Source organism: Dokdonella sp., from assembly GCF_019634775.1.
Classification (GTDB): domain Bacteria; phylum Pseudomonadota; class Gammaproteobacteria; order Xanthomonadales; family Rhodanobacteraceae; genus Dokdonella.
Genome location: NZ_JAHCAS010000001.1, coordinates 2,358,100 through 2,382,062 on the forward strand (window position 1 = coordinate 2,358,100; position 23,963 = coordinate 2,382,062).

21 protein-coding genes and 1 tRNA gene are annotated in these 23,963 nt (G+C 67.3%); 6 read left to right on the forward strand and 16 right to left on the reverse strand.

The features are described from left to right. Nucleotides 1–295: 295 nt before the first annotated feature. Nucleotides 296–1,774 (forward strand): ribonuclease G, encoded by a 1,479-nt coding sequence (gene rng, locus KF907_RS10150; protein WP_291220020.1) that lies wholly within the window; start codon nucleotides 296–298, stop codon nucleotides 1,772–1,774. A 12-nt stretch (nucleotides 1,775–1,786) separates the two neighbouring features. Beyond that, nucleotides 1,787–5,635: a YhdP family protein gene (locus KF907_RS10155; RefSeq protein WP_291220021.1), complete on the forward strand. Its 3,849-nt coding sequence runs from the start codon at nucleotides 1,787–1,789 to the stop codon at nucleotides 5,633–5,635. A 143-nt stretch (nucleotides 5,636–5,778) separates the two neighbouring features. Here KF907_RS10155 and KF907_RS10160 read toward each other — a convergent pair whose 3' ends face one another. From KF907_RS10160 to KF907_RS10170, 3 genes are all read right to left on the reverse strand, one after another. Continuing rightward, nucleotides 5,779–6,483 (reverse strand): PP2C family protein-serine/threonine phosphatase, encoded by a 705-nt coding sequence (locus tag KF907_RS10160; RefSeq protein ID WP_291220022.1) that lies wholly within the window; start codon nucleotides 6,481–6,483, stop codon nucleotides 5,779–5,781. 206 nt (nucleotides 6,484–6,689) lie between these two features. Continuing rightward, the gene (locus tag KF907_RS10165) at nucleotides 6,690–6,947 is read right to left on the reverse strand and encodes a hypothetical protein (RefSeq protein ID WP_291220023.1); all 258 of its coding nucleotides are present in this window, start codon (nucleotides 6,945–6,947) and stop codon (nucleotides 6,690–6,692) included. Nucleotides 6,948–7,059: 112 nt separating this feature from the next. Then, a complete protein-coding gene (locus KF907_RS10170; RefSeq protein WP_291220024.1) occupies nucleotides 7,060–9,327 on the reverse strand; it encodes a tail fiber domain-containing protein in 2,268 nt (755 codons plus the stop codon). Between the two features lie 160 nt (nucleotides 9,328–9,487). On the opposite strand from KF907_RS10170, the gene KF907_RS10175 reads away from it, so the two are divergent. From KF907_RS10175 to KF907_RS10185, 3 genes are read left to right on the forward strand one after another with little or no spacing between them, the layout of a single operon-like run. Beyond that, nucleotides 9,488–9,877 carry a type II toxin-antitoxin system Phd/YefM family antitoxin gene (locus KF907_RS10175; protein ID WP_291220025.1) on the forward strand — a complete coding sequence of 130 codons (390 nt, stop codon included), beginning with the start codon at nucleotides 9,488–9,490 and terminating at the stop codon, nucleotides 9,875–9,877. Further along, nucleotides 9,874–10,272 carry a PIN domain-containing protein gene (locus tag KF907_RS10180; protein ID WP_291220026.1) on the forward strand — a complete coding sequence of 133 codons (399 nt, stop codon included), beginning with the start codon at nucleotides 9,874–9,876 and terminating at the stop codon, nucleotides 10,270–10,272. The genes KF907_RS10175 and KF907_RS10180 overlap by 4 nt, the downstream gene beginning before the upstream one ends. An 8-nt stretch (nucleotides 10,273–10,280) precedes the next feature. Then, nucleotides 10,281–12,740: a serine/threonine-protein kinase gene (locus KF907_RS10185; protein WP_291220027.1), complete on the forward strand. Its 2,460-nt coding sequence runs from the start codon at nucleotides 10,281–10,283 to the stop codon at nucleotides 12,738–12,740. Between the two features lie 38 nt (nucleotides 12,741–12,778). On the opposite strand, the gene KF907_RS10190 is transcribed toward KF907_RS10185, so the two are convergent. The 13 genes from KF907_RS10190 to ccmA form a co-directional block, all read right to left on the reverse strand. Continuing rightward, nucleotides 12,779–13,327 (reverse strand): ECF-type sigma factor, encoded by a 549-nt coding sequence (locus tag KF907_RS10190; RefSeq protein ID WP_291220028.1) that lies wholly within the window; start codon nucleotides 13,325–13,327, stop codon nucleotides 12,779–12,781. 50 nt (nucleotides 13,328–13,377) lie between these two features. Next, a tRNA-Leu gene (locus KF907_RS10195) sits at nucleotides 13,378–13,463 on the reverse strand. A 33-nt stretch (nucleotides 13,464–13,496) separates the two neighbouring features. After that, on the reverse strand, nucleotides 13,497–14,075 hold the full coding sequence (locus tag KF907_RS10200; RefSeq protein WP_291220029.1) for a cysteine dioxygenase family protein: 579 nt from the start codon (nucleotides 14,073–14,075) through the stop codon (nucleotides 13,497–13,499). 129 nt (nucleotides 14,076–14,204) lie between these two features. After that, nucleotides 14,205–15,308, reverse strand: a complete 1,104-nt coding sequence (gene metX / locus KF907_RS10205) for a homoserine O-acetyltransferase MetX (protein WP_291220030.1) — start codon at nucleotides 15,306–15,308, stop codon at nucleotides 14,205–14,207. Beyond that, on the reverse strand, nucleotides 15,305–16,528 hold the full coding sequence (locus KF907_RS10210; protein ID WP_291220031.1) for a tetratricopeptide repeat protein: 1,224 nt from the start codon (nucleotides 16,526–16,528) through the stop codon (nucleotides 15,305–15,307). Before KF907_RS10210 ends, metX begins: the two co-directional genes overlap by 4 nt. Next, complete coding sequence (locus KF907_RS10215) at nucleotides 16,525–16,968, reverse strand: cytochrome c-type biogenesis protein (RefSeq protein WP_291220032.1); 444 nt, start codon at nucleotides 16,966–16,968, stop codon at nucleotides 16,525–16,527. The genes KF907_RS10210 and KF907_RS10215 overlap by 4 nt, the downstream gene beginning before the upstream one ends. Further along, the gene (locus KF907_RS10220; protein WP_291220033.1) at nucleotides 16,965–17,510 is read right to left on the reverse strand and encodes a DsbE family thiol:disulfide interchange protein; all 546 of its coding nucleotides are present in this window, start codon (nucleotides 17,508–17,510) and stop codon (nucleotides 16,965–16,967) included. Before KF907_RS10220 ends, KF907_RS10215 begins: the two co-directional genes overlap by 4 nt. Next, nucleotides 17,507–19,543 (reverse strand): heme lyase CcmF/NrfE family subunit, encoded by a 2,037-nt coding sequence (locus tag KF907_RS10225; protein ID WP_291220034.1) that lies wholly within the window; start codon nucleotides 19,541–19,543, stop codon nucleotides 17,507–17,509. Before KF907_RS10225 ends, KF907_RS10220 begins: the two co-directional genes overlap by 4 nt. A gap of 128 nt (nucleotides 19,544–19,671) precedes the next feature. Then, complete coding sequence (gene ccmE, locus KF907_RS10230; protein ID WP_291220035.1) at nucleotides 19,672–20,121, reverse strand: cytochrome c maturation protein CcmE; 450 nt, start codon at nucleotides 20,119–20,121, stop codon at nucleotides 19,672–19,674. Beyond that, complete coding sequence (gene ccmD / locus KF907_RS10235; RefSeq protein ID WP_291220036.1) at nucleotides 20,118–20,300, reverse strand: heme exporter protein CcmD; 183 nt, start codon at nucleotides 20,298–20,300, stop codon at nucleotides 20,118–20,120. Before ccmD ends, ccmE begins: the two co-directional genes overlap by 4 nt. Continuing rightward, complete coding sequence (locus KF907_RS10240) at nucleotides 20,297–21,055, reverse strand: heme ABC transporter permease (RefSeq protein ID WP_472843840.1); 759 nt, start codon at nucleotides 21,053–21,055, stop codon at nucleotides 20,297–20,299. The genes ccmD and KF907_RS10240 overlap by 4 nt, the downstream gene beginning before the upstream one ends. Then, a complete protein-coding gene (ccmB, locus tag KF907_RS10245) occupies nucleotides 21,055–21,738 on the reverse strand; it encodes a heme exporter protein CcmB (RefSeq protein ID WP_291220037.1) in 684 nt (227 codons plus the stop codon). Before ccmB ends, KF907_RS10240 begins: the two co-directional genes overlap by 1 nt. Continuing rightward, the gene (ccmA, locus tag KF907_RS10250) at nucleotides 21,735–22,481 is read right to left on the reverse strand and encodes a heme ABC exporter ATP-binding protein CcmA (protein WP_472843841.1); all 747 of its coding nucleotides are present in this window, start codon (nucleotides 22,479–22,481) and stop codon (nucleotides 21,735–21,737) included. Before ccmA ends, ccmB begins: the two co-directional genes overlap by 4 nt. On the opposite strand from ccmA, the gene KF907_RS10255 reads away from it, so the two are divergent. After that, nucleotides 22,426–23,382 carry an RHS repeat-associated core domain-containing protein gene (locus tag KF907_RS10255; RefSeq protein ID WP_291220039.1) on the forward strand — a complete coding sequence of 319 codons (957 nt, stop codon included), beginning with the start codon at nucleotides 22,426–22,428 and terminating at the stop codon, nucleotides 23,380–23,382. The genes ccmA and KF907_RS10255 overlap by 56 nt on opposite strands. Nucleotides 23,383–23,963: the final 581 nt, after the last annotated feature.

Below are 23,963 nucleotides of genomic sequence, written 5' to 3' on the forward strand. Positions count from 1 at the left end.
GGGAATCAAAAGGTTGACATCCGCAAGGTTCGCAGCGGGGTGGGCGTGGCGAAGTGCAGGCTCCTGGCGCCCCAGACCCCGCGCAAGCGCAGCGACCGCAGCGAGCCGGCCAGCCGGGCCGGCCGCAGGGTTGGTCCGGTCGTTTTCACGGAGAATCGCGACTGAAGTCGCTCCCACGGGAGAATGATGGGCGGTTGCAGGAGCGACTTCAGTCGCGATGCTGCTCGCCGCCAATCGACAAGACGCCGTCCGGCCAGCTATAAACCACTTCGACTTTTCGCGCCAAGCCGTTGTCGTGACCGAAGAAATCCTGATCAACGTCACCCCGCGCGAAACCCGCGTCGCCCTCGTCGAAAACGGCATGCTGCAGGAGTTGCATGTCGAACGGGCGAGCCGCCGCGGCTACGTCGGGAATGTCTACAAGGGGCGCGTCAGCCGCGTCATGCCCGGCATGCAGGCCGCCTTCGTCGAGATCGGGCTCGATCGCGCGGCGTTCCTGCATGCCTCCGACATCGTCCGCCCGCATTCGCCGCTGCTCAACGAGAACGGCGATGCGTCGCCGTCACCACCGCCGCCGATCACCGACCTGCTGCGCGAGGGGCAGGAGATCGTCGTGCAGGTGGTCAAGGATCCGATCGGCAGCAAGGGCGCGCGCCTGACCACGCACCTGTCGATCCCGTCGCGCTACCTGGTGCTGCTGCCGTACAGCAAGGTGCTTGGCGTGTCGGTACGCATCGAGGACGACACCGAGCGCATGCGCCTGAAGGAGATCCTCGCCGAATCGCTCGGCGAGGATGCGCCCGGCTACATCGTGCGCACGAATGCCGAGGGCCAGTCGCGCGATGCGCTGGCCGAGGACATCGCTTACCTCAACAAGTTGTGGAACGCCCTGCGCGTGCGCATGGGCGAAGCCAAGGTCGGCACACGTGTCTACGAGGACCTGCCGCTCGCACTGCGTGCGCTGCGTGACCTCATGCGCCCGACCATCGAGAAGGTGCGCGTCGATTCGCGCGAGACGCTCGAGCGCGCCCAGGACTTCACCCGCCAGTTCATGCCCGAACTTGCAGACCGCCTCGAACACTATCCGGGCGAGCGACCGATCTTCGACCTGTACGGTGTGGAGGACGAGATCCTGCGCGCGTTGCGCAAGGAAGTGCCGTTGAAATCGGGCGGCCACCTGGTCGTCGACCAGACCGAGGCGATGACGACGATCGACGTCAATACCGGCAGTTTCCTCGGCGCGCGCAATCTCGAAGACACGGTCTACCGCACCAACCTCGAGGCCGCGCAGTCAGCCGCGCGTCACCTGCGCCTGCGCAATCTCGGCGGCATCATCATCATCGATTTCATCGACATGGTCGACGAGGACCACAAGCGCCAGGTCATCCGCCAGCTCGAGAAGTCGCTGGCGCGCGACCATGCCAAGACGACGGTCTACGACATGTCGCCGCTGGGCCTGGTCGAGATGACGCGCAAGCGCACCACCGAGAGCCTCGAACGCCAGCTCTGCGAACCGTGTCCGGCGTGCAGCGGGCGCGGCTCGATCAAGACCGCCGAAACCGTCACCTATGAAATCTTCCGCGAGATCACCCGCGCGGTACGCCAGTTCGATGCCGAGAAGCTGCTCGTGCTGGCTGCGCCGCAGGTTGTCTCGCGCATCCTCGAGGAGGATTCCGCCGCCGTTGCCGAACTGGAGGAGTTCATCGGCAAGACGATCCGCTTCCAGCCCGAGGAGCACTACTCGCAGGAACAATACGATGTGGTGCTGCTGTAGGGCCCTGCGCGGATGAACACGCGCCGACGCCTGCGTCGCCTGCGCTTCGCGGTCGTCGGCACGCTCGCGGGTCTGGTCATCCTCGTTGCGATCATGGTCGGCGTGATGCGCCTGGCGTTGCCATGGCTCGCGCACAACCCGGAACGCGTCGCCGCCTGGCTGTCGGCGCGCCTCGATCGCCCGGTCACGCTGGCCCACGTCGAGGAGCACTGGACACATGCCGGTCCGCGCCTGGCGCTGAACGGCCTGGTCATCGGTGCCGGTCGCGCCGGCGAGAGCGAAATCCTGCTGCCACGCGCCGAGCTTGCGCTGAACCTGTATGCGCCGTTCCAGCGCAACCGCGCCTGGAACGAGTTTCGCCTGATCGGCCTCGACCTTGCCCTCGAACGTGGCAGTGACGGGGCATGGTCGGTCAGCGGCCTGGCCGCTCCGCGTGAGGGCGCCGATGACAACCTGTCGATGGGCGTGCTCGGTGCCATCGTCCTGGTCGACTTCAAGCTCGTCGTGCGCGATCCGGCGCGCGCCCTCGATGCACGTTTCGAGATTCCCGAGCTGCGCGTGGTCAACCTTGGCCGCATGACACGCGTGCTCGGCCGCATTGGCCGGGCCGGCGCGACCTCGCCGCCGTTCGCCCTGGTCTCCGACTTCGACCTCGAGGCGAAATCGGGCAGCGCCTGGCTGGGCGGCAGCGGCGTCGATCTCGCCGAAGTCGGTCGTGAACACGGCGTGGCCGGTCTCGCGCTGCCGGCCGGGCAGGGTGACATCGAGATCTGGCTCGACTGGAAAGCGAGCGTGGTCGATGACGTGCGCGCGCGCATCGATCTGCGCGACGCCACACTCGCGGCGACGACGGCGGTGGCTGCGGCGCCGGGCGTCGACGTCGAGCCGCGTGCCCTGTTCGATCGGCTGGCCTTCGTCGCGCGCTGGCAGCGCAATGCGGATGGCTGGACCTTCGACCTCGCCGACGGTCGCTTTTCCCGGCGTGGCATCGAAACCGAAGGGCTGCGCGTGCAGGCCGTGCAGAGCGGTGGCGAAGCCGCGCGCGAGTGGCGTTTCGCCGCCAGCGCAGTGCCGATCGAGCCCCTCGGCAGCTTCGCCATGCTGCCGGCAGCGGTGCCGGCAAAACTGCGCGAGTGGTTGTACGCGGCGAACCCAGGCGGGCAGATCACCACGTTCGAAGGGCGCTGGCGCGCCCCCGATGATTTCGCCATCGATGCGCGTGTCGAGGGATTCGCCGCGGAGGACGCGCGCGTGATCCCGGGTGTGGATCATCTGGACTTCCACCTGCGCGGCGATGCAGCCGGCCTGTTGCTGGAACTCCCGCGCCAGGCGGCACGCTTCGATTATCCCTACGCGTTCCCGACACCGTTCGACTTCAGTGCGATCGAGGGTGACATCATCGCCTGGCCCGATGCGGATGGCTGGCATCTGCGTACTCCACAGGTTGCCATCGAAAGTGCGCGCTATGCGATCGACCTGCGCGGCGGCCTGCACTTCGCCGATGACGGCAGCCGTCCGCTGCTCGATGTGCAGGCCTTGGTGCCGCATGCAGAAGTGCCGTCCGCCAAAGGCTTCTGGCCGATCCGCGTGATGCCGCCGCCAGCACGCGCCTGGCTCGACCGTGCCCTGGTCGACGGGCGCGTGCGTGAAGGTCGTGTGGTGTTCCGTGGTGACCTCGACGACTGGCCGTTCGAAAAGCCGACCGGACGCTTCGAGGCCAAGGCCGATCTCACCGACCTGCTGCTCGACTTCCTGCCGGGCTGGCCGCGCGCCGAGCGCATCGATCTGGTCGCGCGCTTCATCAACGCCGGCATGCTGGCCACGGTCAGCGCCGGTCAGTCGAAGGCGCTCGTCATCGACAGGGCCGAGGCCAGCATCGCCCGCTTCGGTGATGCCGTACTCGACCTCAAGGTGCAGGCACACGGCCCCGGTCCGGTGCTGATCGACTACCTGCGTGCGACACCGATCGGTGCGACCTACGTCGATGCGTTGCGTGGGCTCTCGGTCGGCGGGCAGGGCAAGGTCGGCTTCACGCTGCGCGTGCCGTTCGCGGATGTCGACACGCTCACGCTCGATGGCAGCGCCGACCTCGTCGATGCCGATCTCGGCGAAAGCACCTGGGCCCTGGAATTTGCCAAGGCGAGCGGCCGGGTCGCCTTCAGCCAGGACAGCGTGCATGCGGAGAAACTGGCCGTGCAGGTCGATGGCCATGCGGCCGAACTTGCGCTCGCCATCGGCAGCGCGACGAAGGATCGCGACAACGTGCTCGAAGCCGCGCTCGATGCCGCGCTGCCGGTGGCAACGGTGTTCGCGCGGGTGCCGGAGCTTGCGCCGGCGTTCGTGCGCTTTCCGGGCCAGGCCCAATGGCAGGCCAGGCTCGCGGTCGGCGCCGAGCGGGGTGCGGCGCCATCGCGGCGCCAACTCGATCTGTCCAGCGACCTGCGCGGGATCGCCATCGACCTTCCCGCGCCGCTCGCCAAGGCTGCCGCCGATGTTCGGCCGTTTTCGTTGAGCCTGGACATTCCCCCGCTGGACCGGCCGTTCACCGCTTCGCTGGGCAACCTGCATGTGCGCGGACGCATTCCCGGCCCGACCAGCACGCTTGCAGTGCGTGCCGATTTCGGCGATGCGCGGAACTCCGTCGTGCCAGACCACGGCATCGCCATCGGCGGACTCGTGGCCGAGCTCGACCTCGGCGGCTGGATGGACCTCGCCCGTGCTGGCGCGAGTGGCGACAGCAGCCTGCGCGGCGTCGATCTGGAGGTCGGAACTCTCATTCTCGGCGGTCGCGACCTCGGCAGCACGCGCCTGGCCATCGAGTCGGGCGACGATGCCATGCACGTGCGTTTCTCCGGTGCCGCGATCGACGGCACGGTCCGCGTGCCTTCGGCCGATCTCGCCCGCAGCGGCATCACCGCCGAACTGAAACATCTGCACTGGCCGGATCCGCCGCCGGGGCAGGAGAACGCGCCCGGAGCACTCAGTGGCGTCGCCCCCTCCTCGCTGCCGCCGCTGCACCTTTGGGTCGGCGAACTGCGCCTCGGCGCCGCCAACCTTGGCGAGGCGCGCTTCGAGAGCCGGCCGAGCCAGGACGGCATGCACATCGACTTGCTCGAGACCGCTTCAGCAGCACTCGACATGCGTGCACGTGGTGAATGGACCGGTGCTGCCAGCGACAGTCGTTCGCATCTTGTCATCGACATGACCGCGCAAAGCCTCGGGCGCATGCTCGACGCCTTCGGCTTCGCCGGCATCATCGACGGCGGCAAGACGCTTGCGCGCATCGACGCGCAATGGCCCGGCGCGCCGGCCGCGTTCGCCCTCGCCAACCTCGACGGCACGCTCGAACTGTCGGTCGACAAGGGGCGCATCCTCGAGGTCAATCCCGGTGCCGGCGGGCGCCTGTTCGGGCTGCTCTCGCTGACCGAGATTCCACGCCGCCTGTCACTCGACTTCAGCGACCTGTTCCGCTCGGGCATGAGCTTCAACGAGATCAAGGGGCGCTTCGTCCTGCGCGACGGCAATGCCTTCACCGAGGGCCTGCACATCGACAGCCCGGCTGCGAGCATCGATATCACGGGCCGAACCGGCCTGCGCGCGCGCGACTACGACCAGCAGATGGTCGTGACGCCACGCGCCGGTGCGACCCTGCCGGTGGTCGGCGCCATCGCCGGCGGCCCGGTCGGCGCCGCCGCTGGCCTCGTCGTGCAGGGCCTGATCGGCAAGCAGATCAACGAGGTCGCGCAGTCGCGCTACCGGGTCGGCGGTAGCTGGGACAAGCCTGACATCACCCTGCTCGCGCGCGAGCGTACGCCGGCGACGAAACGCGGTGCCGGCGAAGTGTCAGGGCCGCAGCCATAGGGAAGAGGAGTGGCCACGCACCACGCACTCCCGTGCCAGTTGAAGCGTGCGAGCCCGTCACCCTGGTGCGGACGCACGTGCACGGGAGGGCAGATCGCAGCGTCATCCCACGTTCGGGCGCCGATGCGGCGCGCGCCATCGCTTCAGCGGTTGCGTACGAGAACCACGGTGATGTTGTCGGCACCGCCGCCATCGAGGGCGGCCAGCACGAGTTGGTCAACGCACTCCTGCGCCGAAAGCTCGGAACGGGCGAGGACCGCGGCGATCTCGGCGTCGCCGACTTCCTCGGTGAGGCCGTCGCTGCACAGCAGGATCTGCGTGCCGGGGTGGAACTCGCCGCGTACCGTCTCGACACGCAGCGCCTGCGGATCGGTCACGCCGAGCGCCTGGGTGACGACGTTGCGGTGCGGATGGCTGCGCGCCTGCTCGACCGTGATCGCGCCCTGGTCGATCAGTTCCTGCACGTAGGAGTGGTCCTGCGAAATCTGCTTGAGCCCGCCGTTCCACAGATAGATGCGGCTGTCGCCGACCCAGGCGATCTCGAACTCGCGCTCGCTGATCAGGCGCATGGTGGCGATCGTCGTGCCCATCGGCAGGGCTTCGCTGCGGCGGTTCGAGTGCCTGATGATTTCCTCGTCGGCCAGTTGCACGGCACGCACCAAGGGCGTGCCCTTGCCGACCTCGGCGACAAGGGTGTCGCGCGCGATTGCGCTGGCGACTTCGCCATGTTCATGTCCGCCCATGCCGTCGGCGACGAGCCACACGCCGAGGTCGGCATCGGCGTAATACGTGTCTTCGTTGTGCTCGCGGCGCAAACCGACGTGCGTGCTGTGGCCGAATTCGATCATGCGCGCTCGATCAAGAAATCTGGTGGAAGAGTCCGGGTTCCCTGCACGCGACCCGACCCCAGCGGGTGCCGCCGAACGCCGGCATGATGCCGCGTGCCTCGCGGCGGGGCAAGCCGCAGCATCGAAGCCGATGCTGCGTTTCGCCATGCGGGCCATGCGCAAAACGGCAAAGGAAGCCGCAAAGGGCCAGATGGGCCGTTACGACCTCACTCGAAGCCGTCGCTGAAGATCCGGTCCCCGGGCCCGTCAGCCGGCGGGCCGGCCGGCCAGAACCCGCCGCGCGCGGTGAAGTCGCCGCCCTGCATCACCCCGGCATCATGCTGCCCGGCCGTGGCCGCGAGCTGGAAATCCCCGCCGCCGGCCGTGGCCGAGCCGCCGGCGATGACAGATTTCTTCAGGGTGAAATCCCCGCCTGTCGATTGCGCCACCGCTGTGCCGGCCACGGCCAGCATGGCGGCGAGCACGGCGACGCGCAGTCCCGCAGGGCGCATTCGCCAAAGGCGGAATGCGCCGGATGTCGGTGCATGGAGGAGAGCATGCGGCGCAATTGCATTGCGCCCTGTGGCGCTGCACATGTCAGTGCTCCTTGCGCGTCAGCAGCGCGCGCAGTTGCGCCAGTTCCGCGCGCAGCGCATCGACATCGGCGCGCAGGGCTTCATTGCTTTCACGCGCCAGGCTTTCGCGGGCGGCCAGTTCCTGCACCGCGCCGGCCAGCACGGCAGTGAGGCGTTCGTAGCGCACGCCTTCGATCTCACCTTCGGCGTTGCGCGTCACCAGACGCTCGTCAAGTTCGGCCACTTCCTCGGCGATGAAGCCGATGTCCGGCATGCCCGAATCCCTCCATTCGTAGCCCACCGGGCGCAGCCGCAGCACCGCATCCAGGCCCAGGTCGAGCGCCTCGATGGCCTGCTTGTAGCGGGCGCTGGAGGAGCAGGTGGCGATCTGGTTGGAAGCGTTGCGGCACAGCGAGGTGCTGCCTGCGCTGCCGAGCGTGGGCAGGCTGAGCACGCCGCTGCTGCTCAGGGACATGCGCGTGATATTGCCGTTGGTGCGGAACAGCATGCTGTGGGCGGGGGTGTAGTGGATGCCGCCCTGGTTGGCATTGTCGGCATCGCCGAAACGCAGGGCCTTGTTCTCGCTGCCACCGGCGATCAGGTAGAGGCTCGCGCCGTTGTCGTTCTCGAACACGGCCACGGCGGAACTGTTGATCGGGTTGTCGGCCAGCGGCAGGCCGGAATCCCCGCGCACCACATTGAGGTACGCACGCGGGTTGCGCGCTGCCGTGCCTGAACGTTGCAAGGTCATGCCGTCCTGAGCCCGCACCAGGAAGCGGTTGGGGCCGTTGCTGACGAAGTTGCTGAACTGGCGATCGGCCCAGACGAAGGTGCCCGCGTCCCCTGAACTGCTCGGGGCGTTCTCCACGTTGTCGCATCCCGACCCCTCGGGATCGGTGCCGGTGCCGAAAGGTGGCCGGACCTTGGCGCCAGATCCTCCTGCCCAACTTCCGCTAGCGCCCGCGCAGTTGTTTTCGCCACCGCTCACGGTGCTCGATGAATTGAGTGCCGTGTTGTCGCTGCCGCCGCCGACGGTGCTACCTGAAGCGCCGGCCGTGTTGCGGATGCCACCGCCGACAGTGCTATTTGAACCGAGTGCCCTGTTGCCGAAGCCACCGCCGACGGTGCTTCGACTTCCGCTCGCGGTGCTGCCGAAGCCGCCGCTTATGGTGCTATCAGACCCGCTCGCGGTGCTGCCGAAGCCGCCGCTTATGGTGCTATCAGACCCGCTCGCGGTGTTGTCGCCGCCGCCGCCGACGGTGCTTCGTAGTCCGCTCGCGGCGTTGGCCTCGCCACCACCAATAGTGCTTCCAGTCGCGCTCGCGATGTTGTCGCGGCCGCCGGAGACCGTCGCGTGTTGCGCGTCATTGACCGTCCCGGCATCGTCGCCCGCACGATTGCGCTGTCCACCGCCGATGGTGCCAAAGCTGTCGGTGACACGATTGGGGCCACCACCTCCTCCGATCACTGCACCCGCCACGCCCGCAGTGATCGCGTTGATGCTTCGGCCCAGCAGCACATTGACCTCTCCTCCGGCCGTCACCTCCCAGCGCGCCACACGCTGGTTGTTGCTGCGCAGCTCCAAGGGCTGTGCGTTGGTGGTGCCGAGGAATTGCGCCGTGGTCGCCGCATTGCCCGAGGTGGACCAGAAACCGCTGGTGCCGGGTATCGCTTCGCAGGTTGGCGCGGTGCCGGTCTGATCCACGCCACGCATGGCGGAGCCGACAGGGCAGCTGCCGCTGATGCGCCGCTGCACTTGGGTTGCGTCGATCTTGGCGGCGGTGACGGCCGCATTGGCGATGTTTGCCGTGCCCACCGCGCCCGCCGCCAGTTGGGGCGCACCGATGCTGCCGGGCGCGACCTGCGCGGCGAAGTCCGCATCGGAGGCGTGTTGTGCGTACGGCGTGGCGGCGATCTTCTGGCGCGGCAGCAGCGTGGTGAAGCTGGTCTCGCCCGCGCGCCGCACGCGCAGTTGCAGGAAGCGCTCCGGCCCGGTGAACACCAGCGGGCCGGGGTCGATGGAGAGCAGGAAGCGGCCCTCGGTCAGCACCGTGCCGGGGAACAGCAACGGCGCGGGATTGAGCGGCGTGCCCGGGCAGGGCTCGGCCGTGCAGGGATCGGCGAACAGGTCGGCCTGGAAGTCGTAACTGGCCGCCTGCGTGCCGCTGACATCCAACTGCCCCTGGTACGTGAACGCTGTCTGCTGCGCTGCCAATGGCGGTGCCGCGATCAGCCATCCCATCAGCCAGACCACCCGGAACATCCCCGTTTTCTTCGACTTGCCACGCATGTCCTGCTCCCGTGATGGCCATGTTTTGCAGCCTCCTACTTCACATCACGGAAAACGGCGGCGGGTTTTGCCATTCGCGCCGAAAATTTTTCTTCCTCCCGATGTGGCGCGCAGAAAACGCCCGCTTGTCTCCCTCCTTCGCGTGCGAAGGAGGGCCGGGGTGGATGGCGCATCGAGCAACGGGGCGCTGCTTTGGGCTTCGAGGGGATTGCGACTTGAAGCCTTCGAGTCGTGGTGCTGCGTATTGCGTCGCTTGAAATTGCGTAAAATACATATTTTACGTATTCTTCGGGCCACCATGCCGACCATCACCGCCACCGATCTTGCACGCAATACCCGCGCCATCCTCGACCAGGTGGCTGGCGGCGAAGCCGTGGACGTGGAGCGTAACCAGCGCATCATCGCCACGCTTGTTCCCGCCGTGCGCTCGATGACGGCCCAAGAAGCACTGGCCGGCCTGCGCCCCATGCTTTCCCGCACCTGGGCCGGTCAATGGCTGAAAGACAGCCGTACCGGATTCGACGATGGTGTGCGCAACCCGTGGGGATGATCTTCGACAGCAGTGTGTGGGCGGCACTGGCATCCGCCGACCTCGAGCATGAGGCAGTCATCGCCGTTGCCGGCGACATGCAGGTATTCGCGTCAACGGTTTCCCTTGGCGAGCTTCGCTTCGGCGTCGAAATCTGCGAAGACCCGGCGCAGCGCGCCTTGCGTGCGGCCTTCCTGCGCCAGGTCGAGACCCGCCCGGTGCTCGACCTCACCCGTCATACCGCAGCCGCCTTCGGCATGCTGGCCGCCGCCGTGAAGCGCACGGGCCGCTCGCCCCGGCCCCGTTACAACGATCTGTGGCTCGCCGCCCAGGCCATCGAACACGGATATGCCGTGCTCACCCGCAACGCACGGGATTTTGCCGATCTGCCGGGGCTGCGGATCATCGCGATTTGACCGCCGCCATGCCCATCGATCCCAACCAGTTTCAAACCGGCGGCGCGCTGCATGGCGCAGTCGCCGCCTCGCTCGTGCGCGAGTGCGAGGCGGCGGCGGAATTGCAGGTGGGCGATGAAGTGGGCAACTTCCGCGTGCTGCGCGAACTGGGCCGGGGCGGCATGGCGGTGGTGTATCTGGCCGAACGCAGCGATGGCGAATACGAGCAGCGCATCGCGCTCAAGTGGATGCAGGCCGGGCAGAACGATGCCGCCGGCGAGGCGCTGTTCCGGCGCGAGCGCCAGGCGCTGGCCGATCTGGCCCATCCGCATATCGCGCGCCTGCTCGATGGCGGGCGCGGTGCGCAGGGCCAGCCGTGGTTTGCGATGGAATACATCCATGGGCAACCGCTGGATGCGCACTGCATTGCCACAGGGTTGCCGCTGCGGCAGCGCCTGGAACGCTTCTTGGAGGTGTGTTCGGCGGTTGCCTTCGCGCACGCGCATGGCGTGCTGCATCGGGACATCAAGCCCTCCAACGTGCTGGTGGATGGCGAAGGCGGCGCGAAGCTGCTGGATTTCGGCATTGCGCAACTGCTGGGTGACAACGATGCGCTGGCCACACGCGCTTTCACGCCCGGCTACGCCAGCCCCGAACAGGTGGCAGGCGAACCGCTGACGGCGGCCTCGGACGTGTACCAGTTGGGTCGCCTGCTGGCTGCCGTGCTGAGCCGCGATGCCGATGAACGCGACACCGTGGCCCGCGTGCAGGCCACACGGGTACTGGCAGCCGCGGTGGAAGGCACGTCAGAGGCGGGCATCCCGGCCGACCTCCCGGCCGACCTGGCCGCGATCCTCGCCACGGCCTGTCATCTCGAACCTGCACGGCGCTACGCCACGGTGGAGGCGCTGGCTTCGGACGTGCGCGCCTTTCTCGATCATCGGCCTGTCGCGGCGCGGCCGCGCACGGCGACTTACCTGGTCACGCGCTACACGCAGCGGCATCCGCTCGGCGTGGCGCTCGGCGCGCTGGCGTTGGCGGTGCTCATCGTGGCCACCCTGGCCTTCACCCATCGTCTGGCACAGGAACGCGACATCGCCCAGGCCGAACGCGATACCGCACAGCGCGAGCGTGATGCCGCCGAGCGTGCACGCGCGGCGAGCGAGGCGATCAATCGCTTCCTCAACGAGGATCTGCTCGATGCCGCCAATCCGCTGCGGCGCGCGCCGGGCGCGCCCGATGTGACGGTGCGGCAGGCGCTGGATACGGCGGAAGCACAGATCGGGAAGCGCTTTGCCGCCGCGCCGGACGTGCACGCGGAGGTACTGGTCACGCTTGGCGTGGTGCGTTACGAGTTCGGCGAGTACGAGCGCGCCCGCAAGCTCTACGAGGCCGCGTTGCAGGCTGCCGCCACGCTGGAACCCGCACATCCGGCACGGCTGCGGGCCCAGGCGGAGATGGGCGCGCTGGACATCAGCGAACAGGACTTCGCGCGCGGCATTGCGGCGTTCCAGGCGCTGGCCGAACTGGGTGCACGCGAACTGGCGCAAGACGATCCGCGCCGGTGGAACTGGCGTCTGCGCCTGCTCGAAGCACGCTCGCGCCAAGGGGCCGATGTGGGCTTGCACGGTGAGTTCGAGGCATTGGCGCAGGAGGCCGACGCCGCGCTGGGGACACCCAATGCGGTTTCCGGCGAGGCGCGCCTGTTTATCGCTCAGGGCCAGCGCATGAACGGCACGCCGGCGGATGGCGCCGCAGCGGCGCAGCGCGCCCACGACGATCTTTCCGCATCCCTCGGGGTGGATCATCCTTCCACGCTCAAGGCCTTGTCGGTGCTGGCGCACGGGCTTCAGGCGCGCGGCGAGTACGACGGGGCCATCGAGGCCGCGCGGCGTGCCTTCGAACTGCAACGCGCGCGCTACGGCACCGACACCATCGACACACTGTTCCTGCAGAACGAGTACGGCTTCCTGCTCAGCGCCGTGGATCGGATGGACGAGGCCGAACCGGTGTTCGCGGATCTGGTCGAACGCCGCGCCGCGATGTGGGGCGAGAACGCAATCCAGGCGGTGCCGCCGCTGAGCAATCTGGCGCACGCGCGCATGCGGCTGGGGCGCCCTAGCGAGGCGCTGGGCGATTTCCAGCGGACGATGCGCATTCTCGACGGGCTGCCCGATGCGCCTGCGACCATCCGCAGCACCGTCCTGCGCGGCTTGGGCGATTGTCTGCGCGAGCTGGGCCGCTATCGGGAGGCGATGAGCGCGCTCAATGCGGGCGATGAAGTCGCCACCGCCCTCGGCCCGGACGACCTGCGCCGCTTCGCGTTGCAGGCCAGCCGTGGGCGTCTCCTGATCGCGATGGGCGAGCGCGAGCGCGGCCTGCGCTTGCTGGACGAGAGCATCGCCGCCATGCAGGCCCGCACCACCGACGACAATCCCACGCTCAAGCCATTGCTCGCGGCGCGGCGCGCGATGGTCGACACGCCGTAGGTCGGCTCAAGCCGCGAAGCGGTGGAGCCGACGTTTTCCTAACCGACGTTCTCCGCCAGCCACGCCCGCGCCGCATCCCAGTCCCGATGCACGGTGCGCGGCGAGGTGCCCAGCGCCAGCGCGGTATCGGCATCGTTGAGGCCGCCGAAGTAGCGGCATTCGAACACCTGGGCCTGGCGCGGTTCGACTGCGGCGAGGCGGTCGAGCGCCGCGTCGATTTCCACCAGCAGGACGAACTGGCCGGTGTCGGCGACCTGCACATTGGCGACGTCCGTGGCGGGCGCACCGCCGCCGCGCTTGGCCGCGAGCCGTTTGCGCGCATGGTCGATCAACACCTGGCGCATGATCCGCACCGCCAGCGACATCAGATGACCGCGATCGCGCGGCGCGCCGTCGGCACGCTCCAGGCGCAGGTAGCACTCGTGTACCAGTGCAGTGGTATCTAGGGTGTGGCTGTTGCGCTCGGTGAAGGCATTGCGCGCCAGCCGCTTGAGGTCGGGATAGACCAGCTCGACCAGCCGGTTCCACGCCTGGCGGTCGCCACCGCCGGCGAGATCGAGCAATCGGGTGATGTTGGCACCTGGCATGTGCATGTTCCATGCGTTGCGCAGGCTTGCCGGGCCGTCGCGGCGAGCCTTGGTGCCGAAGGTGGGACTCGAACCCACACTCTGTTGCCAGAAACGGATTTTGAGTCCGTCGCGTCTACCATTCCACCACTTCGGCGTGGGGCGTGGAGTATAGCGGACCAGGGGCCGCTCAGTGCGTGCGGTCGAGCGAGAGCTGGCGTTCGTCGCGGTCGTACCAGTTGTCGCCGGCCGGCTTGAACACCGAGCAGCAGGTCATCGAGCCGCGGTAGATGTGCAGGGAGACGGCGACGCCTGCGTCGCTCGGGTTGCGGATGGTGTGGTACTCGTGCGGCGGGATCAGGCTGCCGGCCGAGCCGGGGCCGGCCAGGGTGGTGCCGCGCGGTTCGAAGCGGAATCGTTCGCCGCTGCTTTCGACCAGTTCGTAGGGCGTCACCTCGATCTGGCCGTGCCAGACGCCCTCGACGCACCACATGCCGGCGTGGTCGTGGATCGCCGTGCCCTGGCCGGGGCCCCAGGTCATGGCGATGACGCTGTAGCCGAACTCGTCGCTGCGGTAGATCTCGCGGCGCGCATAGTGGTCGGCGACCGGTTCGAACACGCATTCCGGCAGGCGCACCTCGGGGTCGCGAATCAGCCGGCACAGGCTCGCGCGCAGCGCGTCGGTGATCTTCTCGGGGCAGTCGTTGCGCACGGCGGCGTCGATCTCGTCGACGAGGCGGCGGCAGCCGGGGAATTCGAGGGCGAGCATGGGGGCTCCCGGGTGGGCGATATGACCTTGGATTCTAAGGCGGTGGAGCCGGGAATGGGGAATAGGGAATGGGGAATGGTTGAAGCAGAGCGGTGAAGCGCGCGTCGGTCTTTTCGCTCTGACTATTCCCTAATTCCCAAGGAAAGCGGCAATCGCCCCGCCGAAGCGTTCGATGTCGACGAGGAAGGCGTCGTGGCCCTGCGGGCTGTCGAGCGGGACGAAGTCGACCTGGGCGCCGCCGGCATGCAGGCCGTCGGCGATTTCCTGCTGCTGCGAGAGCGGGAACAGGATGTCGGTTTCGACGCCGAGCACGAGGGCGCGGGCGACGTCGATGCGCGCCAGTGCGGCACTCACGCTGCCGCCGCCGTGTTCGGCGAGGTCGAACCAGTCGCTGGCGCGTGACAGGTACAGGTAGGCGTTCGGGTCGAAGGCGCGGATGAAGCGGTCGGCGTGCTTCTGCAGGTACGACTCGACGGCAAATTCGACGGCGAACGGATCCTCATCGCGATCATCGGAATCGAGGCGGATGCGCGCGAAACGGCCGACCCATTCCATCGCCGAGCGGTAGGTGATGACGCCGAGCTTGCGTGCGATGCTCATGCCTGCGGCCGGCCAGTGGTCGTCGTCGTAGTGCCCGTTGTTCCAGTTCGGGTCGAGACGGATCGCCTCGCGTTGCAGCGAGCGGATCGCGATCGCGAACGGCTGTGCCTGTGGCGCGGTCGACACGCTGACATGCGCGGCGGCACTGCCCGGATGCTGGATGAGGTAGGCGAGTGCGGTCATGCCGCCCATGGAGTTGCCGATCAGGCAGGCCAGGCGTTCGATGCCGAGCCCGTCGCAGATGAGTGCATGGGCGGCATTGGCCGCGTCCTCGAGGGTCAGTTCCGGGAAATTCAGGCGATACGGCTCGCCGCTGGCTGGGTCGATCGAGGCCGGGCCGGTCGAGCCCTTGCAGCTGCCGAGCGTGTTGACGCAGACGACGAACCAGCGACGGGTGTCGATCGGCTTGCCGGGACCGAGCATCTCCTCCCACCAGCCCGGCGAGGGATCTTCGGCATTGGCGGCGGCATGCGCGCTCGGCGACAGGCCGGTCAGGATCAGGATCGCGTTGTCGCGAGCGGCCGAGAGTTCGCCCCAGGTTTCGTAGGCGAGGCGCGCGCCGACCAGGGCGCCGCCGCGCTTCATCGCGAACGGCGAGGGCAGGTCGAACCAGCGGCGCGCGTCGCCCGTCACGGCACCACGCTGTCGATGACGAGGTCGATCGGTTCGCGCCGCTGCGAGTCGACCGGCGCCGACAGCGCCTGCAGGTCGCCGCTCTGCGCGGCGGCGTTGCCGCTTGACGACAGGCGCGCGCCGACGATGACCTTCTCGAACATCGACAGCTTCATGGTCGGCATCATGCCCATCGAATCGTCGAGGGTGACGGTCAGCGGCAGTTCGCGCGCGCCCGCGCGCTGGATCGCGAGCGGCATCGTCGGCCCTTCGGCGGCGCGTGCGAACACGTAGAGGGTGGCGTTCGGGTCGAGGCGCGCGGCGAGCTTCGGATCGAGGCTGACCTTGACCGTCAGGCGCGGTCCCTGGGCGCCGGTGGCCGGGGGAGCCGCAACGGGTGCTGCCGCAGCCGTTGCCGGAGCAGCAGCGGCAGGTGCTGCCGCCTCGCCGAGCAGTCGCGTCGCATCCTCGATCTGCGTGCGCACGCTTCGTGCGATGTCCGAATCGGGCGGCAGGTTCGGCAGCAGGCGGTTCCACGCGCCGATCGCGGCGGCGTAGTCGCCCTGCTGGTAGTCGCTGATGCCGATCAGCCACAACGCGCGCTGATGGTCCGGATCGGCCCTCAGCACGCCTTCGATCAGCGCACGCGGCTCGCCGATGATGCGCCGGCCTTCGCCGGCAAGGGCGGCAGCCTGGGCATATTCGATGGTGATGTCGTGGTTGTCCGGCAGCAGGTCCCGTGCGCGCTTGAGCGCGTCACGCGATTCGGCGAAACGACCCATCGACTGGTAGGCGCGGCCGAGCAGGGCCCAGCCGTCGGCATTGCCGGGGTCGGCTTCGAGCTTGGCAACGAGGCCCTGGATCGCCTGACTCATGTCGATGCCGTGGCCGTCGGCATTGCCGGCCGGAGCGGCGGCCATGCGCGCGGGATCCAATGCGGCGGGTTCGCCAACCTGGCGGTAGAGCAGGATCGCCGCGGCGGGCAGCAGTACGGCGACGAGCACCGCGGCGCGGCGTGCGGCGCGTCCGGCCGGCGCGGCGACGGCGGCATCAGCTTCGTTGCCGAGCGCGGCGCGCTTGGCCGCGTATTCCTGCGCGTCGATGATGCCGGCGGCGAGCGCGTCGTCGAGCGCCTGCAGGCGGCGGTCGCCGCGTGCACTGCCGGCCGTACGCAACGGCAGCAGGGCAAAGGCCAGGGCGATCGCCAGCAGGAGGCCGGCGAGCAGCACGAAGGTCGTCATGTCCACTCGTCCTCGGTGGGGGCGTCGGCGGCAGGTGTGGTGGATCGCGCCCGTCGGCGCACGATCCCGGCGACGATGGCCGCACCGATCAGCAGCACGACCAGCGGGCCGAACCAGAGCACGGCGGTGCCGATGCGCAACGGCGGGTCGTACAGCACGAAATCGCTGTAGCGGTCGGTCAGGTAGCGCTTGATCTGTTCGTCGTCCTTGCCCTGGCGCATCTGCTCGAACACTTCCTGGCGCAGGTCCTTGGCCAGGTCGGCGCTCGAATCGGCGAGGTTTTCGTTCTGGCAGACCAGGCAGCGCAACTGGCGGGTCAGCTGCTGGAAGCGCTGTTCTTCGGCGCGATCCTTGAACGGCAGCGCGTCGATCGCCGCCGCAGTGAAGGGCGCGAGCATGGTGAGCGCGAGCACGGCGAGGCGCACCAGCATGGCGTTCATCGGGCCTCCTTCGCCATCGCGGCGAGACGTGGCTTGATCTCGTTGGCGAGGATGGCCGGCGTGATCGCGCCGATGCGCTTGTAACGAACGATGCCGTTGGCGTCGATGAGGAAGCTCTCGGGCGCGCCGTAGACGCCGAAATCGATCGCCACGCGACCGTCCCGGTCGACCACGATGGTCGAATACGGATCGCCGAAGCGCGCCAGCCAGCGCCTGGCGTCGTCGGCCTCGTCCTTGTAGTTGAGGCCGACCAGGGGCACGCCGAGCCGCTTTGCCTCGGCCATCAGCAACGGATGCTCGTCGAGGCAGGCGAAGCACCAGCTCGCGAACACGTTGAGCAGGTAGGGCTTGCCGGCCAGATCGCGCGAGCCGAACGTGCGTTGCGGGTCGTCGAATACCGGCAGGGCGAAGGTCGGCGCAGGCTTGTCGATCAGCGGCGACGGCACCTCGTTCATGGTGCGGCTGCGCATCAACACGATGCCGAAGCCGAGCAGCGCGACAAGCAGCAGGAAACCGGCGAGTGGGAGCAGGCGGGTGTTCATGCGGTGGCGCCGGGAGTGGAGGATGGATGCGGAGGAATGGAAGTGGCAGGTGTGCCGGAACCCGGCGTGCCTTGCCCTTTGCCCAATGCCGGTTCCGCATTCCCCGTGCCGGCGCGTGCGCCAGCCCGGAACCGCCGGTCGCTCGCGGCGACGAATCCGCCGGCCATCATCAGCAGTGCGCCGAGCCAGATCCAGCGGATCAGCGGCTTGTGGTAGATGCGCACCGACCACGCGCCGTCGTCGCCGAGCGGTTCGCCGAGGGCGACGTAGAGATCGCGGGTGAAGCCGGGGTCGATCGCCGATTCGGTCTGGATCTGCGTGTTGCGCCCGTACTGGCGCTTCTGCGGATGCAGCACGGTGATGTCGCGGCCGTCGCGCGAAACCGTGATCGTGCCCTGGTCGGCGCGGTAGTTCGGACCTTCGGTGTGCTCGACGCCGTCGAAGCGGAAGGTGTAGGCGCCGACCGTGGCGGTTTCGCCACGGGCCAGGCGCAGGTCCTTCTCGACGCTGGTCGCCTCGGTGACGAGCACGCCGGCGACGAACACGCCGATGCCGAAGTGGGCGAGGATCATGCCGAGCGTTTCCGGGGTGTAGCGGCGTCCGGCCGGCGCATTGCGCCAGCGTGCGAGTGCGTACAGCAGGATGCCAGCGCCGACCCAGATCGCGCCGGCGATGCCGGCCAGCCCCTTCAGCGGGATGTCTCCGCCGAGCAGCCAGGCGGCGAGGCCGGCGACGATGGCCAGGGCGAGCGCCGGACGCAGTGCGCGCATTGCTTTCGCTGCGTCGCCGCGCCGCCACTGCACGAACGGGCCGAATGGCAACAGCAGCACCACCGGCAGCATCAGCAGCACGAACATGAAGCCGAAGTACGGCGGTCCCACCGAGATGCGGCCGAGGTCGAAGGCTTCGCCGATCAACGGATACAGCGTACCGAGCAGGACCATCGAAGCGGCCACCGCGAACATCAGGTTGTTGACCAGCAGCAGGGTCTCGCGCGAGACGCCGGCGAATGGTTCGCCGCCGGCAACCTTGGGCGCGCGCAGCGCGTAGATGAGCAGCGAACCGCCGACCGTCGCGCCGAGGAAGGCGAGGATGAACAGGCCGCGCTCGGGGTCGCTGGCGAAGGAATGCACCGAAGTCAGCACGCCCGAACGCACGAGGAAGGTGCCGAGCAGGGACAGCGAGAACGCGAAGATGGCCAGCAGCAGGGTCCAGGCACGAAAGCTGCCGCGTTTCTCGGTCACCGCCTGCGAGTGGATCAGCGCGGTGCCGACCAGCCATGGCATGAACGAGGCGTTCTCGACCGGATCCCAGAACCACCAGCCGCCCCAGCCGAGCTCGTAGTAGGCCCACCAGCTGCCGAGCGCGATGCCGAGCGTGAGGAAACCCCAGGCCACATTCGTCCACGGCCGCGACCAGCGCACCCAGCGCAGGTCGAGCGAGCCGCCGAGCAGGGCGGCGATGGCGAACGCGAACGCGACCGAGAACCCGACATAGCCCATGTAGAGCATCGGCGGATGCACGATCAGGCCGAAATCCTGCAGCACCGGGTTGAGGTCGTTGCCGTCGGCGAGCGCGGGTACATGGCGCGCGAACGGATTCGAGGTCAGCACGGTGAACAGCAGGAAGCCGAGGCTGACGAAACCGAGCACGCCGAGCACGCGCGCGATGAACTCGTCAGGCAGGCTGCGGCTCAGCGCGGCAACCGCCAATGTCCAGATGGAAAGGATCATCACCCACAGCAGCAGCGAGCCTTCGTGGCCGCCCCACACGGCCGAAAAGCGGTAGTACCACGGCAGGGCGAGGTTCGAATGCTGGGCGACATAGGCAACCGAGAAATCCTGGGTGACGAAGGCCTGCGTGAGCAGCGCGAACGCCAGCGCGACGAACACGAACTGCCCCAGCGCCAGCGGTCGCGCACTCGCGATCAGGGCGCGGTTGCCGATATGCGCACCGACGATCGGCAACACGCACTGCACCGCGGCGAGCAGCAGGGCGAGAATCAGGGCGAATTGACCGAGTTCGGGGAGCATGGAGTTGGAGCCGGGATTGGGGATTGGGGATTGGGGATTCGTTCAAGCGGGGATTGGGGATTCGGGATTCGGGATTCGGGAAAGCAGAGGTCGAAGCACGGGCTGTTGCTTTGACCAATCCCGAATCCCTAATCCCCGATCCCGGGTTTCACATGCTTCGCATGCGCCTTCTCCATCGCCTCGGCGACATCGCGGGGGATGTAGTTCTCGTCGTGCTTGGCCAGCACTTCGGTGGCGACGAAGCGGTCACCCTGCATGGTTCCGGTGGCGATCACCGACTGCATCTCGCGGAACAGGTCGGGCAGGATGCCGTCGTATTCGACGCGCATGTCGCCATCACCGTCGGTGACGGTGAAGGCCACGGTCAGCGACTGGCCGCGTTCGATGGAATGTTCCTTGACCATGCCGCCGATTCGGAAGCGGGCGCCGGGCGGCACCTTGCCGGCGAGAATCTCGCTCGGCGTGTACAGATAGGTCATGTTCTGCTGCAGGGCGAACACGGTCAGTACGGTGGCGAGCACGACCGCGCCGAGGACGAGGCCGACGGCGATCAACCGGCGTTTGCGCGTGGGCGTCATGGTGACGGGTTCTCCTGGGTCTTGCGTTGCTGGCGGCGCAGGCGCCCGCGCAGCTCGGCGAGCACGCGCCGGCGACGCAGGCGCGGGGCAATGAAGTCGATGGCGAGCAGGACGAAGAACACCGCGTACGAGGCCCACACGTAGACGCCGTAGCCACCCATGGCGAGGAAATCGCTCATGCGCCGTCCCCTTCGCCGAGTGCGACCTTGCGCGCCCAGTCCTTGCCGGCCTCGAGTTCGACCAGATCGTTGCGCGCGCGCACGAACAGGCTGGCGAAGAACCACAGCTTGGTCGCCAGCGCCATCACCAGCAGCGGCCAGAGCATGCTGGAATCGATCGCCGAAGGCCCGAGCAGGCGCACCGTCGAGCCTTGGTGCAGGGTGTTCCACCACTTCACCGAAAAATGCACGATCGGCACGTTGACCACGCCGACCAAAGCAAGGAAACCGGCTGCGCGCGCAGCCTGGCGGCGGTCTTCGATCGCGTGGTACAGGCCGATCACGCCGAGGTAGAGGAACAGCAGTACCAGCTCTGCGGTCAGGCGGGCGTCCCAGGTCCACCACGTGCCCCACATCGGCTTGCCCCACAGCGCCCCGGTGGCCAGCGTGATCGCGGTGAAGGCGGCGCCGATCGGCGCACTCGTCATGGCGAGGATTTCGGAAATCTTGATGCGCCAGACCAGGGCGATGAAGGCGTTGGCCGCCATGAAGAAATAGATGAACAGGCTCATCCATGCGCAGGGCACGTGGATGAAGATGATGCGGTAGGCGTCGCTCTGCTGGTAGTCGGCCGGCGCCAGCACGAGGCCGCCATAGAGGCCGACGGCCATCAGCACCAGCGCCGCCGCGAACAGCCACGGCGCGAGCAAGCCGCCGATGCGGTGGAACACCGGCGGCGAGCCGAACTTGTGGAACCAGAGGGTCAGCTTGTTCATCAGGTGATCGAGATGCGCAGGGCAGCCGCACATGCGAGCGGGGCAAGGACGAGGGCCAGCACGAGTGCCGCACCGAGCCAGAGCAGTGGTGCGAGATACGGCAGGCCGGCCTGGGCGGCGTCGCAGGCGCCGGCGGCAAAGATCAGCACGGGGACGTACAGCGGCAGCACGAGCAAGGCAAGCAGCATACCAGAGCGACGCATGCCGACCGTCAACGCGACGCAGACCGCGCCGAGCAGGCTCAGCAACGGCGTGGCCAATGCAAGTGCCGCGAGCAGCACCGGCAGCACCGCGTGTTGCAAGTGCAGCATCTCGGCGAGCAGCGGCGCGGCGACGATCAGGGGCAGCGCCGTGGTGGTCCAGTGCACCAGGATCTTGCAGGCCAGCAGCAGCGGCAGCGGATGCGGTGACAGCACGAGCTGTTCGAGCGCGCCATCGTCGCAGTCGGAGCGGAACATCGAATCGAGCGCGAGCACGCCTGCGATCAGGATGGCAACGAAGACGATCCCGGCGGCGATGCGGGCGAGTTGGTTCGGCTCGGGACCGAGGGCGAATGGGAACAGGGTGACCACGACCAGGGCGAACAGCACCGGGTTCAACGCATCGCCGCGTCGGCGCCATGACAGGGTCAGGTCGCGGCGAATCACCGCCAGGCAGGCGGCACCAAGCGTGCCGGGCTTCATGCCGCGCTCCGCAGCGGCAGGCGACGCGGCGTGCCCGAAGTGAAGGCGTAGGCGCCGTGCGAAGTGACGAGGGCGGCGCCACCGCGACGTGCGTGGTCGTCGAGCAGGCGGTTGACGAGGTCGATGCCGCCGCGGTCGAGATTCGCGTAGGGTTCGTCGAGCAGCCACAGCGCGGCCGGTACCAGCAGCAGGCGGGCCAGTGCGACGCGCTTGCGCTGGCCGGCCGAGAGTTGCCGCACCGGCACGTCCTCATAGCCTTCGAGACCGACCGAACCGAGTGCGAGCGACGGCGTGATGCCGGGGCGCATGCCGCCGAGGCCGGTGGCAAAGCGCAGGTTCTCGAGTGCGGTCAGGTCGCCCTTGAGGCCGGTCAGATGGCCGAGCAGGGCGACCTGGTGCGACAGCCGCGCCAGGGTCAGTGGCTCGCCGTTGAGCACGATCTCGCCCGCGCCCGGTTCGAGCAGGCCCGAAAGCACCTTGAGCAGGGTCGTCTTGCCGGCACCGTTGTCACCCTCGATCAGCACGACCTCGCCGGCGAACAGGCGAAAGTCGAGCGGCCCGAACACCGGCTCGTCATTGCGCGCAAACGCGAGGCCACGCGCCTCGAGCAGCGGGATCGGATCATGGTCGGGGGAGGTTGCCATCGAACCGGGGATGCTAGCCAACCCGGCGCGGTCACGCCACGCCTTGCGCGCATCGGCCGCATCACGGTGCAAGAAGCGACTGGCGCAAGCGGGGCGCATCGAAGCGGGCACAGGCGCGAGCCGCGCTGGATGCGCAGGTGGAAGCGGAGTTCAAGCCACCGGCATCGCGCAATGGCACCTCATCACCGGCAGCCGCCAGCTTCATGAACCCTACGGCCTCGTGTCGGTCGGCACGCCGACCCAGGGCCCCGGCTTCACCGGCCACGTCTACGATGCCCAGACCGGCATCTACTACATGCAGCAGCGCTACTATGATCCGGTCGCGGGCAGGTTCCTGTCCGTCGACCCGGTCGGGCCGGAGGCGGCGACCGGGGCGAGCTTCAATCGGTATTGGTATGCCAACAACAATCCCTACACTTTTACTGACCCGGATGGGAGACAAGTACAAGTCATCTATGGAGTAACGCCGGGCCAGGTTCAGGCAGCAATCGGTCAACAAATGGCAGCGAAAGCGTACACTCAGGCAGTAGGAGAAGCTATGCAAGCCGTGGGACACGCGATGCCAAAGGCAGCTTTTATTCAAGCCGGAGCTCATGGCAACGCGGGGAATGGATTAATGGGCGTTGCAGTCCAGGCATCGGGTGGGCTTGCATATAGCAGTGGAATTACTACTGGTACTGTCCCAGTCCCGGATGTGGGCTTCGTAAGCGGAGGCGCTATGGGGCAATTGGGGAGCGCCACTACTTCGACACCGGTACCTACTTCTGGGAATCCTCAGTTCGTTCTCGGCTTGTCGACGGGTGTCGATTTAGCTGTCGGACTTACCAATGATCCCTCAGGGCCATCTTCGGGGTCTGTTCTATCCATCAATACTCCGGTCGGCTCTGTTCAAGGCTCATATTCATCAGAGTCAGGAAATTGGTCGATTTCGGTCGGGATGCCATCAGTTGGTGCGAGTGTTTCTTCTCAAGAAGTCAGTACTCTCAAGAAGGAACTATGATGGTATGCGAGAATGGCAGTTTCGCAAATTTCATATTCTTGCTTGGAGCTATTCTATTCTTGTCTGTTTCCATGCTCCTGATTTTCAGAATCATAACTATCTCTGCTCTTAGCGATATCGGAAGTGCGAAATCAATAATCCCAAGGAGATTGTTCGTTCTTGGGGATATGTTTGCATTCAGGGCTGTAATTTATAGTTTTGGCTCTCGCGAACTTAGCAATGGGAAACGGGTACTGATTTTCATTAATGCCATTTCATACGTCTCCAGTTTTGCTTGTGCAATTGCTTTAGGTGTGGCCTTTTTGAGGGGCTGTAATTAGTTTGGTTACGGGGTCCTTCCCCCGTAGAGTGAGTCCACGGATTTCTGGAAACTTCCCCAAACGGAGGGGTGAATTCAACTCCGAAGTGCACCGCGATTGAAGGATGCTTCGAAGAGGGGCCGGGCTTTGCTTCAGACTTTTTCAAACGGGCGTATGTGAACCTGGAACCGTTTTTGTTCTAGCGTCAGACGGACGGATGGATGGCCAAATGCAAAGCCCGGCGCGGGGCCGGGCTTTGCAAGGTAATTAGATTAGACGAGA

Excerpts from the sequence above, each read along its gene's own strand:
- KF907_RS10155 (WP_291220021.1), top strand. The coding sequence starts at position 1,787 with ATGAACACGCGCCGACGCCTGCGTCGCCTGCGCTTCGCGGTCGTCGGC.
- KF907_RS10160 (WP_291220022.1), bottom strand. The coding sequence starts at position 6,483 with ATGATCGAATTCGGCCACAGCACGCACGTCGGTTTGCGCCGCGAGCAC.
- KF907_RS10170 (WP_291220024.1), bottom strand. The coding sequence starts at position 9,327 with ATGCGTGGCAAGTCGAAGAAAACGGGGATGTTCCGGGTGGTCTGGCTG.
- KF907_RS10180 (WP_291220026.1), top strand. The coding sequence starts at position 9,874 with ATGATCTTCGACAGCAGTGTGTGGGCGGCACTGGCATCCGCCGACCTC.
- KF907_RS10185 (WP_291220027.1), top strand. The coding sequence starts at position 10,281 with ATGCCCATCGATCCCAACCAGTTTCAAACCGGCGGCGCGCTGCATGGC.
- KF907_RS10190 (WP_291220028.1), bottom strand. The coding sequence starts at position 13,327 with ATGCCAGGTGCCAACATCACCCGATTGCTCGATCTCGCCGGCGGTGGC.
- KF907_RS10200 (WP_291220029.1), bottom strand. The coding sequence starts at position 14,075 with ATGCTCGCCCTCGAATTCCCCGGCTGCCGCCGCCTCGTCGACGAGATC.
- KF907_RS10210 (WP_291220031.1), bottom strand. The coding sequence starts at position 16,528 with ATGACGACCTTCGTGCTGCTCGCCGGCCTCCTGCTGGCGATCGCCCTG.
- KF907_RS10215 (WP_291220032.1), bottom strand. The coding sequence starts at position 16,968 with ATGAACGCCATGCTGGTGCGCCTCGCCGTGCTCGCGCTCACCATGCTC.
- KF907_RS10220 (WP_291220033.1), bottom strand. The coding sequence starts at position 17,510 with ATGAACACCCGCCTGCTCCCACTCGCCGGTTTCCTGCTGCTTGTCGCG.
- KF907_RS10225 (WP_291220034.1), bottom strand. The coding sequence starts at position 19,543 with ATGCTCCCCGAACTCGGTCAATTCGCCCTGATTCTCGCCCTGCTGCTC.
- ccmE (WP_291220035.1), bottom strand. The coding sequence starts at position 20,121 with ATGACGCCCACGCGCAAACGCCGGTTGATCGCCGTCGGCCTCGTCCTC.
- ccmD (WP_291220036.1), bottom strand. The coding sequence starts at position 20,300 with ATGAGCGATTTCCTCGCCATGGGTGGCTACGGCGTCTACGTGTGGGCC.
- KF907_RS10240 (WP_472843840.1), bottom strand. The coding sequence starts at position 21,055 with ATGAACAAGCTGACCCTCTGGTTCCACAAGTTCGGCTCGCCGCCGGTG.
- ccmB (WP_291220037.1), bottom strand. The coding sequence starts at position 21,738 with ATGAAGCCCGGCACGCTTGGTGCCGCCTGCCTGGCGGTGATTCGCCGC.
- ccmA (WP_472843841.1), bottom strand. The coding sequence starts at position 22,481 with ATGCGCCCCGCTTGCGCCAGTCGCTTCTTGCACCGTGATGCGGCCGAT.